The organism is Rhizobacter sp. P1_G5 (genome assembly GCF_056405435.1).
On the sequence record NZ_JBFUCB010000122.1, the window covers coordinates 1 to 12170 of the forward strand.

General features: G+C 70.4%; 11 protein-coding genes. 5 read left to right on the forward strand and 6 right to left on the reverse strand.

Features of this window, described 5'->3' with window-relative positions; translation table 11 throughout:
• Positions 1–1175 (forward strand): glycosyl hydrolase family 18 protein (locus AC1D12_RS11390; protein WP_477840476.1); only part of this gene is annotated, 1175 nt, incomplete at its 5' end.
• A 32-nt stretch (positions 1176–1207) separates the two neighbouring features.
• On the opposite strand, the gene AC1D12_RS11395 is transcribed toward AC1D12_RS11390, so the two are convergent.
• Positions 1208–1969 (reverse strand): SDR family oxidoreductase, encoded by a 762-nt coding sequence (locus tag AC1D12_RS11395; RefSeq protein ID WP_477840478.1) that lies wholly within the window; start codon positions 1967–1969, stop codon positions 1208–1210.
• Positions 1970–2065: 96 nt separating this feature from the next.
• Between AC1D12_RS11395 and AC1D12_RS11400 the strand changes: the two genes are divergently transcribed.
• Genes AC1D12_RS11400 through AC1D12_RS11410 form a run of 3 tightly spaced genes read left to right on the forward strand, consistent with a single transcriptional unit; the run spans position 2066 to position 4071 of the window.
• Complete coding sequence (locus AC1D12_RS11400) at positions 2066–3004, forward strand: AraC family transcriptional regulator (RefSeq protein WP_477826469.1); 939 nt, start codon at positions 2066–2068, stop codon at positions 3002–3004.
• A 15-nt stretch (positions 3005–3019) separates the two neighbouring features.
• Positions 3020–3424, forward strand: coding sequence for a hypothetical protein (locus AC1D12_RS11405; protein ID WP_465111979.1), 405 nt, complete (start codon positions 3020–3022; stop codon positions 3422–3424).
• Positions 3421–4071: a hypothetical protein gene (locus tag AC1D12_RS11410; protein ID WP_465111978.1), complete on the forward strand. Its 651-nt coding sequence runs from the start codon at positions 3421–3423 to the stop codon at positions 4069–4071. Before AC1D12_RS11405 ends, AC1D12_RS11410 begins: the two co-directional genes overlap by 4 nt.
• 33 nt (positions 4072–4104) lie before the next feature.
• Here the strand turns inward: AC1D12_RS11410 and AC1D12_RS11415 are convergent, their stop codons facing one another.
• The 5 genes from AC1D12_RS11415 to AC1D12_RS11435 form a co-directional block, all read right to left on the reverse strand.
• On the reverse strand, positions 4105–5139 hold the full coding sequence (locus AC1D12_RS11415; RefSeq protein ID WP_477840480.1) for an alpha/beta fold hydrolase: 1035 nt from the start codon (positions 5137–5139) through the stop codon (positions 4105–4107).
• A 76-nt stretch (positions 5140–5215) separates the two neighbouring features.
• Positions 5216–6415 carry a DUF2399 domain-containing protein gene (locus tag AC1D12_RS11420; protein WP_477840482.1) on the reverse strand — a complete coding sequence of 400 codons (1200 nt, stop codon included), beginning with the start codon at positions 6413–6415 and terminating at the stop codon, positions 5216–5218.
• Positions 6412–9231 carry an ATP-binding protein gene (locus AC1D12_RS11425; protein ID WP_477840483.1) on the reverse strand — a complete coding sequence of 940 codons (2820 nt, stop codon included), beginning with the start codon at positions 9229–9231 and terminating at the stop codon, positions 6412–6414. The genes AC1D12_RS11420 and AC1D12_RS11425 overlap by 4 nt, the downstream gene beginning before the upstream one ends.
• A 4-nt stretch (positions 9232–9235) precedes the next feature.
• Positions 9236–9910: a hypothetical protein gene (locus AC1D12_RS11430; RefSeq protein WP_477827036.1), complete on the reverse strand. Its 675-nt coding sequence runs from the start codon at positions 9908–9910 to the stop codon at positions 9236–9238.
• Positions 9907–11262 (reverse strand): hypothetical protein, encoded by a 1356-nt coding sequence (locus tag AC1D12_RS11435; RefSeq protein ID WP_477827035.1) that lies wholly within the window; start codon positions 11260–11262, stop codon positions 9907–9909. The genes AC1D12_RS11430 and AC1D12_RS11435 overlap by 4 nt, the downstream gene beginning before the upstream one ends.
• Positions 11263–11405: 143 nt before the next feature.
• Between AC1D12_RS11435 and AC1D12_RS11440 the strand changes: the two genes are divergently transcribed.
• On the forward strand, positions 11406–12164 hold the full coding sequence (locus AC1D12_RS11440; RefSeq protein ID WP_477840485.1) for a transporter substrate-binding domain-containing protein: 759 nt from the start codon (positions 11406–11408) through the stop codon (positions 12162–12164).
• The last annotated feature ends 6 nt before the right edge of the window (positions 12165–12170 follow it).

A 12170-nucleotide genomic window follows, 5' to 3' on the forward strand; every position in this document is an offset into this window, starting at 1 on the left:
CGCCGGCTCCTGCACCGGCGCCCTCCCCGGCACCGGCCCCAGCGCCGGCCCCGGCTCCCGCTCCCGCCCCGGCCCCCGCACCTGCGCCGGCCCCGGCACCGGCGGCCCGCGCCTACATCGGCTACTCCGGCACCTGGAACACCAGCATCTACGACCTGGTGCCGGCCAACATCCCGAACTACTTCACGCATGTGAACCTGGCCTTCGCGAAGCCGAACACGCCGTACGTGAAGGGCAGCTACGCGTTCGACCAGTCGATCGCCGGCTTCGAGTTCGCCGAAGGCGCGTCCGGCAACAACGGCCAGCGCTTCTTCAGCGCGCAGCAGGCGCAGGACCTGCGCAACAACATCGCGGCGCTGAAGGCACGCGGCACGCAGGTGTGGCTGTCGTTCGGCGGCTGGGCCTACAGCCAGGGCAGCGAATGGGCGAACTACAACGCCCGGGGGGTCGTCGACCTGGCGCTGGACCTCGGCGCGTCGGGCGTCGACCTCGACTGGGAGGTGAACGGCGCGTCGTGCAACAAGCTCGACGCCGCCAACTTCAGCTGCAACACCGATGCGCAGATCGTCGGCATCATCGACGCGACCTACGCCGAGATCCAGTCGCGCGGCGCGAAGCTCGGCATCTCGGTGGCCGGCTGGTCGACCGGCGCCTACTACGTGAAGGGCTCGCCGTTCGAGGAGGGCAAGGTGCAGTGGGGCTCGCCGTTCGGCGGCGTGATGTACACCGCCGTCAAGACGCGCGGCAGCAAGCTGAGCCACGTCAACCTGATGTCGTACGACGGCGGCGACTACTACGACCCGCGTGAAGGCTACGAGTCGTACCGCGCGATCTACAGCGGCCCGATCCACATGGGCATGGAGATCGCACCGGAAGGCGCGGGCGGCGCGGTGCTGAAGATCCCGGCGAACGGCGTGCAGTACGACGCCGAGATGCTGAACGGCAGCAACAACATGGCGACGCCGTACTACAACGTCGAGACGCTGGTGAACTACGTGAAGAACAAGGGCCGCTCGAACGACGGCTTCATGATCTGGCAGATCTGGAAGCAGCGCGTGCACATGCCGGCACCGGCCGGCGCGGCCACCGAGAACTCGGCCGGCCAGTACGTGTGCCGCAACCTGCCGCTGAAGGGGGACTGCAACCAGACGATCCCGAGCCTGCCGAAGCTGTGAAGCTTCCGCAGGGACGGTGACTCAGGGGGCCGTCAGGTTGCCGCCAGGGCGACCGCGTCGGCCCCCGCCGGCGTGCGCATCGGCGCCGCCGGGTCGGTCACCGCACGCCACACCGCCTCGGCGACATCCTGCGCGTGCGTGACCGGCGAGCTGGTGTCGCGCACCGCGGCGAACACGCGTGCCGTGAAGTCCGCATAGGCCTCGTGCGCGCTGCCGGCCATGCGCTGGCGGGCGTTGTCGTCGAAGCTCGTGCCGGGTGCACGCCCCGGGAGCACCAGCCGCACCCGCACGTTGAACGGCGCCAGCTCCAGCGCAAGCGATTCGGTGAACGCGTTCACGGCCGCCTTGCTTGCGGTGTAGACCGACAGCAGCGGCAGCGGCTTCAGCGTGACGCTCGACGTGACGTTGACGACGACGCCGGCGCGCCGCTCGCGAAACTGCGGCAGCACGGCCTGTGTCATCGCGATGGTGCCGAGCGTGTTGGTCTCGAAGATCGCGCGGGCGCCGTCGGGCGTGATGCCTTCGAGCGGCGCCAGCAGGCCGACACCCGCGTTGTTGACGAGCGCATCGACCGGCCCGGCCGCCCCGACGCAGCGGCGGATGCTCTCGGCATCGGTCACGTCGAGCGGCAGCACGCGCAGCCGGTCGGAGGGCGGCAGCAGGTCCTCGCGCGGCGTGCGCATCGTCGCGATGACGCGCCAGCCCTGGTCGAGGAAGTAGCGTGCCGTCTCCAGGCCGAAGCCGGACGAGCAGCCGGTGATCAGGACGGTGGGAACGCTGGATTGGCTGGACATCGGGAACTCCATCTGATTGACGATGCCCGCACGATACGGAGCCGGGACCGGACTGACTACACTCGGGAGTCCGTTGATTTGTCGAGAGAGTCCGGCATGGTCGATCCGTTGGCAGAAGTCGTGTCGATGCTGCAACCCGGGGCACCGTTCTCGAAGCTGGTCGTCGCATCGGCGCCGTGGGCAGTGCGCCGCGCCGAGATGGGCCGGCCGTTCTACTTCGTCGTGCTCGAAGGCGGCTGCCGCCTGACGATGGACGGCCCGGGTGGCGACGAGACGATCACGCTGCAGGAAGGCGACTTCGCGCTGATTCCCGCCGCGCGCGGCTTCGCGACCTCCAGCCTCGACCGGCAGCCACCGCGTGCGGATGAAGCCGTCACCACGCCGATCGCGCCGATGCCCGGCGGGGCGCGCGTCGGCGACCCGAACGGCGCGGTGGATGTGCGCATGCTGGTCGGCAACTGCGTGTTCGGCTCGCCGGACGCGGCGCTGCTGGTGCCGCTGCTGCCGCAGTGGCTGCATGTGCGCGGCGAGCGCCGGCTGTCGACGTTGGTGCAACTGGTCGGCGATGAATCCCGCGCCGAGCGGCCGGCGCGCGAGGTCGTGATGGCCCGCCTGCTCGAGGTGCTGCTGATCGAGGCGCTGCGGGTGCCGGCCGGCAGGTCGGCCGGCACCTCGGCCTCACCGGGCCTGGTGCGCGCGCTGGCCGACCCGAAGCTCGCGCCGGCGCTGCGGCGCATGCACGAGCGCCCGGCCGACGCGTGGACCGTCGCGCAGCTGGCGCACGAGGCGGCGATGTCGCGCTCGGCCTTCTTCGAGCGCTTCAGCCGTGCCGTCGGCGTGGCGCCGATGGCGTACCTGCTGGCCTGGCGGATGGCGCTGGCGCGGCAGATGCTGCGGCAGCGGGAGCTTGCGATCGCCGAGATCGCCGAGCGCGTCGGCTACAGCTCGGTCAGCACCTTCGGCGTGGCGTTCACGCGGCATGTGGGGATGCCGCCGGGGCGCTATGCCAGCCGGACCCTTTACGATCCGGCCTGACGCCTGAGCCTGAACATGTCTCACTTCTTCCTTCGGTCACACCCTCATGGCGCGGGCATCGCGCAGAAGTTCGGGCGTGTGGCGCCTTTCCTGACCTTGGTCCTGCTCGCAGCAATGGATGCGTGGCTCGCCTCGCTGCGTTGCGGGAGCAGTCCGCCGATCGACCTGTCACGCCTCGGCTTCGGCATCACCCTCCAGCTGGGAATCGTCTTCGGGCTGGGTTGGCTGGCCCGCCTCGAGGGTGATCTTTCTGAGGCATGGCATCGGCGTCTCGTGTTGGGCATGCTCGCCGCCGCTGCATTCACCTTCGTGCTGGTTCGCCAGCCGCTTCTGCTCAGCGACACGATCCACGACAAGTATTTCGACTCCGGCAGCTTCAGTTGCCCGGGCGTGCCGAAACTCTGGAAGCCTGGCCTGTGAGTGCCGACATGCCGGAAAGCGATCCGTTCGAATCACCGGATCAATGCATCGCGCGGTTGCGGAACAGCCCTGAAGGCAGGGGCTCATTGGCACGAGGAGACGTACAACGGCTCGCCGAACACGATCCGGGGCAGGCACTGCAGGTGGCACGCAGCATCGAACACCCCTGGTATCGCTGCCAGGCCATCGCGTCCATCGTGGAGATGAACCCCACCGATCAGGCCGCAGACAGCCTGCTGGACGAGGCCTTTGCCGCGGCATACAGCCAGGGTGAGCCGAATCGCATCGCCTGCGTTGCGCTGTGGCCGTTGCGCCTGCTCGTCCACAGGGAGCCAGGCAAAGCGGCAGCACACACGCGTGAGCTCCTTCAGATCATTTCAAGAGAGCCCCACGGGCTTCGCAAGCTGGATGGGCTTCACGCCATTCTCGTGGCCGTCGCGCCATCGAAAGATCTGCGCGACCTGGTCCTGGAGCCGTTCGAAATCGCCGCGGAAGCAAGCCGCGGCTGGCGCACCGAGCGAATCATCGACGACATTGCCGTGATGCTCATCCCGTTCGATCGCGATGCGGCGACGAGACTCGTCGGCTCTCGGCTTCCAAGTCGCTACACCACGCGAAGCCGTACCCTGCTGCTGCCCTCCACGTGAGAATCGGGCAAGCATGCAGCCAGTGACTTCGAATCAGCGCATCCCCAGCACCTCGGCCACCGCATCGATCACCGCCTGCGGCTTCTCGGCCGGAATGTCGTGCCCCGCGCCGGCCACCACGCGATGGACGCCGCGGCTCGACAGCGCCACCACCTCCTCGTGCGTCTTCAGCACCTCGGCCTCGAAGGCCTTGTCGACCTCGCTCCGGGGCTGGCCGGGCGTCGCATAGGGGCTGACGCCGCGGGTCAGGTAGACCAAGGGCAGGTCGCCGAAGCGCTTGCGCGCGGCACGCAGCTGGGCCGCGCTCTTCGTGTGGTACTGGAGGTACTCGGCKTGCACGGCCGTCTGCCGCTTGAGATCCTGCCGTGCCGAGCGCACCACCGGCCACAGCACCGGCCCGTAGAGGTTGGAGCTGTCGCCCACGCATTGCACGTACGCCTCGCTCCCCTCCTTCATGCCCTTGCGCACCGCGCGGTAGCAGCCCTCGTCGATCGCCTTCTCCTGCGCCAGCAGCATCGAGAACTTGCCGCCGGTGACGCGGTTGCCACGCGCGGGCTCGTCCTCGTGCTCGCTGTCGACGATCACGAGGCCGCCGACCTCCTTCGGCCAGGTGTAGGCGTAGAGCTGGGCGACACGGCCGCCCATCGAGTGGCCGACCAGCACGTACGGCGGCTTCAGCTTCGCCCGCTGGAGCAGGACGTGCAGGTCCGCGCCCGCCTGCGCATGGGTGGCAGGCCGGGTCGCGGCGTCGCTGAAACCGTACCCGGCGCGGTCGTAGACACAGGCCGTGGTCAGCTTCGCGATGGCTGGATGCACCTTCAGCCAGTCCCAGCCGTCACTTTCCAGGCCGGCCTCGAAGATCACCACCGGGCCACCGCTGCCGCGGCAGTACAGGTTCAGCCGCCGGCCGTGGTCGACGTCGATCAGTTCATGGGGCCGCGCGTAGTCGGCCGCCTCGTCAGGCACCGCGGCCTGCGCGAAGCTGCCTGATGCGGTGCCTGCCAGGACGACGGCCGAGAGCAGCGGACGCAAGACGCGGGACGAGAATTGCGACGAGAAGATCGGCATGGGATGGCAGTGCCGTGAGGCATGTTGGAGCGATGCACGATGGTATCGGCCCCAACTGAGCCTGCTTCCTGGCACTTCACAGCCAGCCCTCCTGCTCGGCCTTCACCTGCTCCTGCGCCATGTGCTCGCACAGCCGCCGCAATGCCTCGGGCACGCCCGGCTTCGCGCGGATGCGGGCGAGCGTGGCGGGGTCGTGGTGATCATCCAGCGGCAGCTTCTGCCGGGCCGCCGCGAGCTGATCGACGCCCATCAGGTGCGGCTCCCACGGCAGCCCGCGGCTCTCCCACAGGCTGCCGGCCGTCAGCGCGATCTCGACACCTGCCGGGTCCGGATCGGCGCTGATGCGCGCCGGCGCAGGCGCCCGATCCAGCAGCGCACCCACTGCGGCCATCCAGTCGCCCGGCGGGCGCCCCGGCAGCCAGATCAACGCGACACCGTCCGCGCGTTGCGCCGCCTGCCGCTCGAAGCTGGCGCGGTTCTCGATCAGCCAGTACTGCGCCGGTGACGCCGCCTGAACCAGCTTCAGCAGGTCACGCGCCGCCAGCCCCACGCAATGCAGCGCCCGCAGGTCGCAGCGGTGCTCGGGCGCCCACATGAGATCGAACGCCCCTGCCAGCCACACCTGCTGCGCGAACCGCTCGATGCCCAGCGCAGGCAGGTCGACATGCGCATCCAGCCACTGCCACTCCGCCGTCGCGAGCGACTTGGTCTTGCCGCGCGCCTGCAGTTCGAAATCCCGTCGCGTGCCGGTGTGCTGCTCATCCTGCCAGCGGGCCAGCGCCTGCAGCAGCTCGATGCGGCGCGCCAGCGTCGCCAGGTTCAGCACCGCGCCGCCCTCCGCCAGTTCGGCCGCAGCCGCGTGCAGCGCCTCGTGCGGGCGGACCCAGTCCGCGAGCGCCTGCAGTTGCTCGCTGCGCTGGTCGCGGCGCGATTCGAGCGTGCCCAGCCCCAGCAACTGCTTCAACACCGGCAGGTGCAGCCAGGTGATCGACTGCCGCAGCCAGCCGTTCCTGCCCTGGCGATCCGTGACGCTGATCCAGCCGTGGTTCAGCAGCAGCGTCGCAAGGTCTTCGACCTCCTCGATCGACGCGCGCGACTCCTCAGATCGCAGCAGCGGCAGCCATTGCCGCGTCAGGCTGTCCGAGCGTCCCCAGCGGATCAGCATCTCGCGCTGCGGCAGGCTCAGCAGCGGCAGCGCGGCCGGTGGCGCCGCAGCGGCCACGCGGCGCTCCCTGAGCTTCGCCGCGGGGTAGCTGGTGACCAGCTCGCCCGTCATGGCATCGCCGGCACCGGTGCCCGCCGCTGCAGCACGCCGATCGGCGGGGCCCAGCGCGCGCCCTTCAGCTTCTTCGATGTCACCAGCGTGATGTCCGCCGGCTCGAAGACCTCCACGTTGTGCGTGATCGGCGTCGTCAGCACGTACTGCGCGCGCGTCGACTTCAGGAAGTGCCCCACCAGCTGGATGTTGCGCACGTCCAGGTGGGCGAACGGCTCATCGATGAAGACGAAGCCGCCGGCCGTCTCGTCGTCCTTCATCAGGCCCACCAGCAGGATCAGCGATTTGATGACCTGCTGGCCGCCCGAGGCCTCGCCGTCGTTCAGCCCGATGCTGCCCTTGCCGTCGAAGTTGAAGTGCACCTTCAGCTCGGCCTGTTTCAGCACGGTGTCGTCGTTGTCGAGGTGCGGCAGGTCGGCGTTCACGTCCACGCCGGCCAGTTGGCCGAGCTCGGTGATGTTCTTGCGGTAGCGGCGCACCGTGGCGCGCAGCACGTCGATGTAGCGCGCACGGGCGTTGTCGACCGCCACGCGCGCCGCCTCGTTGCTGGCCTTGCGATCGCCGAGCTGGCCTTCCTGCTGTCGCACGGCGGCCGTCATCAGCGTCAGCTTCTCCTCGACGCTGGCATCGGTCTCCCAATGGCCCTGGTTCAGCTCGGCCTCGATGGCCTCGTTGCGCAGCTTCGCCTGCGTCGCGTTGCCGTAGCGCTGGCGCAGCACGTCCACCTGCTCCGGCGCGATCCAGCGTGCGGGGAAGCTGGCCCTGTCCTTCTGCGAGTTGGCGATGCGGCTGCGCAGGCCGTCATGGCGCTCGGTCCAGTCGCGCTCCTTCTGCACGCTGTGGAACTCGCCGTCCTTCAGCCGATCCCGCGCCTGCTCGTACCGGTGCCGGCTGGTGGTGTCCGCAGCCACCGCCTCACTGTGCTGGCGGCCCAGGTCGTTCCAGCGCTGGCCGGCAGCAGCCCGCAGCTTCGCGAGCTCGGGCAGCGCGTTGCGCGCCTGCGCGAACTCCTCGCTGCGGCGCGCCAGCTCCTCCACCGCCTTGTGCCCCTCGGCGGCCTGCTGCGCATCCTTCAGCTGCCGCTGCACGCCCTGCTGCTCCTGCGCGACGCGCATCAGCTGCTCGTCGAGCTGCGCCAGCCGCCGCTCGATCGACTTCCTGCGCGAGGCCTGCGCCGCCGCGCCGAACTGGTGCTGTTCCGGATCGACCCACACGCTGCGCCCGCCGCGGCCGTCGCGGTGATAGGCCTGCGGCGTGATCCACTCGCCACCCTGCCTGACGCCGTGCGCGGTGCTGTCCACGCGTTGGATGTTTGCCAGCTGCCGCAGCAACCAGCCCGGCGCCGCAGCGCTGAACTTCAACACCTCCAGCAGGCTGCCGGCCGCGGCCTTCGCCGGTGCCGCCTCGGCCTCGGCGACGACGTAGTGGCGATAGCGCTCGCGCTCGGCCAGCGCCAGGGCCTGCGATTCATCGCCGGTCCGCTGCAGCACGACCACCCAGCGCACGCCGCGCAGCACGCCTTCGGCCGCCGCGCGCCAGTGCTCGTCGGTGATCTCGATGACGTCGGCCAGCAGGTGGTGCGCGATGCCGGCCTCCTTCAGCGTGCGCTGGAAGCGGGCGATCTCGGGCGGCCGCGGCGTCGGCCCCTGCCCCTGCAGCTCGGCCATCGCGCGTGCCGCATCGGCCCGCTGGTCGCTCAGGCGCTGCCAGTCGGTGGCCAGGCCCTGCTTCTGCTTCTCGAGCTGCTGCAGGCGTTCGCTCAGCTGGGCCGCATCGCTCTCGATGACGGCCAGGCCCTCCAGTTCCTTCGCGTGCTTGACGACGGCCTCCACCGGCCGCTCGGCATCGCGCGCCGCATCGAAGACCCGGTGGGCGGCCGCGTGCTCGCGCTCGAGCTGGTCCACGCGCTCGCCGGCTGCCGTCTGCTCCTCGAGCAGGGTCAGCAGCTGCGCCTTCAGCTGCGCGCGCTGCCGCCCCTGCTGGGCCAGCTCCAGCCGCTGCCGGTGCAGGTCGCGCAGCTTGCCGGAGAGCTGCTCGCGCTCCTCGGCCCAGGCCAGCACCGGGATCACCTCGGTGTTCAGCGTCTCGCGTTCGCGCAGCTTCAACTGGTACTGCTGGTACAGGTTGACGCGCGCTTCCAGCTCGGCGCGCTGGGCCCGGCCGTGGGCCAGCTCGCGCTCGGCGACCTCCACCTCCTGGCTCAGCTGGCGCTGGTGGTTGCGGGCGTCTTCATAGCGGTCCAGCACGTCCTGGTCGCCGAATACGTCGAACACCAGCCGCAGCAGCTCCTTCGGCGAGTACTCGCACAGCCGGTCGGTCTGTCCCTGCTCGAGCGCCAGCACGCGCGCGATCGCGCGGCTCAGGCCGGCCCCTTCGAGGCGGCGGCGCCAGTGCTCGATGCCGAGCCAGTCCTTGTCGGGGCGCTCCACCAGCGCTTCGATGGACACGTCGCCATCGACCATCACGTAGCGGCGCTGCCAGTCGCCGCCGTTGCGGTCGATGCGGCAGGCCAGCGTCACCGTGTCGGCATACAGCAGGCAGCGCGCGAAGGGCCGGTTCGAGGCTTGCCGGTTGCGCGGCCGGTTGTCGACGGTGGCGCGCAGCCAGGCGCTGTCGGCGTTGGCATGGCGCGCATAGGTCTTGTAGCTGCGCCCGCCGGAGCAGTCGAGGCCGAGCAGCGTGCGCATCGCGTCGAGCAGCGTGGTCTTGCCCGAGCCGTTCGGGCCRGCCACGGTGATGATGGCGCCGTCGAGCGGCAATGTGAGGCGCTGGCAGTAGTCCCAGTGCAGCAGTTCGAGGCTTTGCAGGTGGAACATCGGGTCAGGCCTCTCCGGCGTCTTGCGTGTCTTGCGCGCCGCGGGCCCGCCCCAGCACCTCGTGCAGCGCGCCGTCGAGGATGCGCGGTGCGAGCACGTCGTAGTCGAGCAGCAGGTCGAGCAGCGGCCCCTCGGCGATCTCGTCGCCGCGGTGCACGATGAAGCCGTGGTTCGCGAGCCGCTTCAGGTTGCCGTCGAGCCGGGTCTTCTTGCCCAGCTGCACGCCGAAATCGGTCAGCAGCGACTTGTACGACACCACCGGGCTGACGCTTGCCGCATCGGGCAGCGGGCGGGCGGTGTTGAACATCTCGTTCTGCCCGTCGGATTCGAGGCTGGTGGCACGCGCGGCCTGGCGCTCGCGCTTGGGCAGCACGATCAGCGACCACAGCACGATCAGCAGCGAGACGGCGTCGCGCGGCAGGTCGATGTTGTTGTGGCTGTCGAGCCCGGCCTCGCCGAACACCGCGCTCTCGGCCGGGCGCAGCAGCGCCACGGTGATGTGGTCGGCGTAGATGTTGTCGACCAGGCGCAGGCCGACCTGGGCCAGCCGCTCCTGCAGCGCGGACCAGAGCTCGGCGTCGATCAATGCGCGCTTGACCTTGGGGTGTTGCCGCGGCAGCCAGCGGCGCGCGAGCAGTTCGGCCGCCAGCACGGCGGCGTCATCGAGGGAAGTACTCATTCTGGGATGCGGACGGAATCGGGTTGAACAGGTTCGGCAGACGGCGCGCGGCCGCTGCGTTGCAGGTGCCCCTCGCTGATCAGCGCGACCTCGAGGTCGGCGGTCTTCAGCAGCGTGGGCGTGAGCGCCACCTGCCACGGCATCCGCGCGAGTTCACCGGTGGGGCTCTTCAGCGCCTGGGCCTGTGCGTCGCCTAGCAGCGGCATCAGCTGCAATCGGTAGGCGGCGTGCGCGAAGCGCCCGCCCAGCACGGCCTCGCTCAGCAGGTGATCGGCGCCGGCCTCGCCGCCGGGCCCATCGTCGGGCGCCCTGCTCCAGCGGCCGAGCAGGCCGATCAGCTCGCCCAGTTCGGGCGGCAGGCTGAGGATGTCGAGCGTGCCGGCATCGGCCTGCGCGGGCGGCGGCAGGCCGGTGCTGCGCGTGGGGTCGGGGCGGTCGCGCTCGAACTCGCCTTCGGCCACGTCGAGCAGGTCGTGCTGCGTCACGAAGACGGGCCGCACGCCGATCGCCAGCGCCTCGCCGAGCAGGCTCGCCAGGTCGGTGTGGTGCTGCAGCCAGTTGCGCACATCGGACGAGGTGAGCCCGCTGCTGCCCAGCGTGACGCGCTGGCGGTCGGCCTGCTGCAGTGCACGCGTGAACTGGCTGGCCATCGACAGCAGCCGCGCCTGGTCCTGGCCGAGCGCGCGGGCGGCGCGCTCCAGGCGCGGGCTGTCGTTGTGGTCCTGGATGATGGCCGACAGCGCCTGGCCGGCCTTGTCGACCAGCTTCAGCGCGCGGTCGAAGCGCGGCTGGGCCAGGCGCAGCCGGGCCTCGGAGCCGCTCGCGATGGCCTCGGCGAACTCGTCGTGCAGGCGCGCCAGCTGGGCGTGCAGGTGCTGCAGCTGGCTGGCGTCGACCAGGCCGAGCTGCTGCGAGCCGGCCACCTGCGCGAGCAGGCCGGACAGCTCGTCATCCTGCTGCGCGGCGGTCAGCGGCGCGAGCAGCGCCTGCACCTGCTGGGCGAGCGGCGAGAGATGGTAGTCCTGAGCGGTGGCATCCCAGACCAGCAGGTCGAGGTCGCGCAGGCGCTTGAGTGCCGCGTCGAGGGGATCGGGCAGCACCGCATGGAAGAGTTGATTGACATCGTCGCGCGAGAGCCTGCCCTGGGGCTGGGCCGCCAGTTCGAGGAAACACCACAGCCGCAGCCTGACGAGCGCCGCGCTGCCGCCGAACAGCCCGCGCAGCGCGTCGATCGCCGGCTGCTTCTGCGCGAGGGCGAAGGACAGCGGGTGGTCTTGCGGGTAGCCGGGGTCACGGAACAGGTCCTCGAACTGAACGATGTCGGCGGTATCGAGAGTCGGGCCGTCGTTCATCGGCGGGATTTTGCCTCAGGGGAGTGGTGCAAGAACCCGCTGCTGCCGCGATACTGCGGCGTCCAGCCCACGGAGTCCGTCCCGTGCACTCTTCGATGACCCGTCGCCGCGCAGCACTGTCCTGCGCCCTCGCGCCCCTGGTGATGGCCACCGCCTGCGCCTCGACACCCGCGCTGCCCGCCGGCGCCATGGCGGCCCTCGCACCGCACGGCCGGCTGCGCGCCTGCATCAACCTCGGCAACCCGATCCTCGCCAACCGCGATGCGGCGGGTGTCGTGAGCGGCGTGTCGGTCGACCTCGCGACGCTGCTCGCGCAACGCCTGGGCGTGCCGCTGGAGCTGGTCGTCGTCGAGGCCGCGCTGCAATCGGTCGACACCGTGAAGGCGGACCGGGCCGACATCGGCTTCTTCGCGATCGACCCGCGGCGCAGCGACGGCATCGGCTTCAGCGCGCCGTACGTGCTGATCGAAGGCGCGTACCTGGTGCGCAACGAGTCGCCGCTGGCCGACAACGCGCAGGTCGACCGCGCCGGCACCCGCATCATGGTGGGCCGCGGCAGTGCCTACGACCTGTACCTGTCGCGCGAACTGAAGGCCGCGCAGCTGATGCGCACGCCCACCTCGCAGGCGGTCGTCGAGCGCTTCCTCGCCGAAGGCGCCGACGTGGCGGCAGGGGTACGCCAGCAGCTCGAATCCGATGCCGCGCGGCTGCCCGGCCTGCGCCTGCTGCCCGGGCGCTTCATGGTGATCGAGCAGGCGATGGGGCTGCCGCTGACGCGCGGCGCTGCTGCCACCGCACTGCTCGCCGGCTTCGTCGAACAGGCCAAGGCGAGCGGCTATGTCGCGCAGTCGCTGGCTCGGCACGGCATCCGCGGCGCTGCCGTCGCGCCGGCGTCAAGCTGACCCACT

Coding starts and splice junctions, on each gene's coding strand:
- AC1D12_RS11440 (WP_477840485.1), top strand. CDS start 11,406: ATGGCCACCGCCTGCGCCTCGACACCCGCGCTGCCCGCCGGCGCCATG.
- AC1D12_RS11395 (WP_477840478.1), bottom strand. CDS start 1,969: ATGTCCAGCCAATCCAGCGTTCCCACCGTCCTGATCACCGGCTGCTCG.
- AC1D12_RS11430 (WP_477827036.1), bottom strand. CDS start 9,910: ATGAGTACTTCCCTCGATGACGCCGCCGTGCTGGCGGCCGAACTGCTC.
- AC1D12_RS11400 (WP_477826469.1), top strand. CDS start 2,066: ATGGTCGATCCGTTGGCAGAAGTCGTGTCGATGCTGCAACCCGGGGCA.
- AC1D12_RS11420 (WP_477840482.1), bottom strand. CDS start 6,415: ATGACGGGCGAGCTGGTCACCAGCTACCCCGCGGCGAAGCTCAGGGAG.
- AC1D12_RS11435 (WP_477827035.1), bottom strand. CDS start 11,262: ATGAACGACGGCCCGACTCTCGATACCGCCGACATCGTTCAGTTCGAG.
- AC1D12_RS11405 (WP_465111979.1), top strand. CDS start 3,020: ATGTCTCACTTCTTCCTTCGGTCACACCCTCATGGCGCGGGCATCGCG.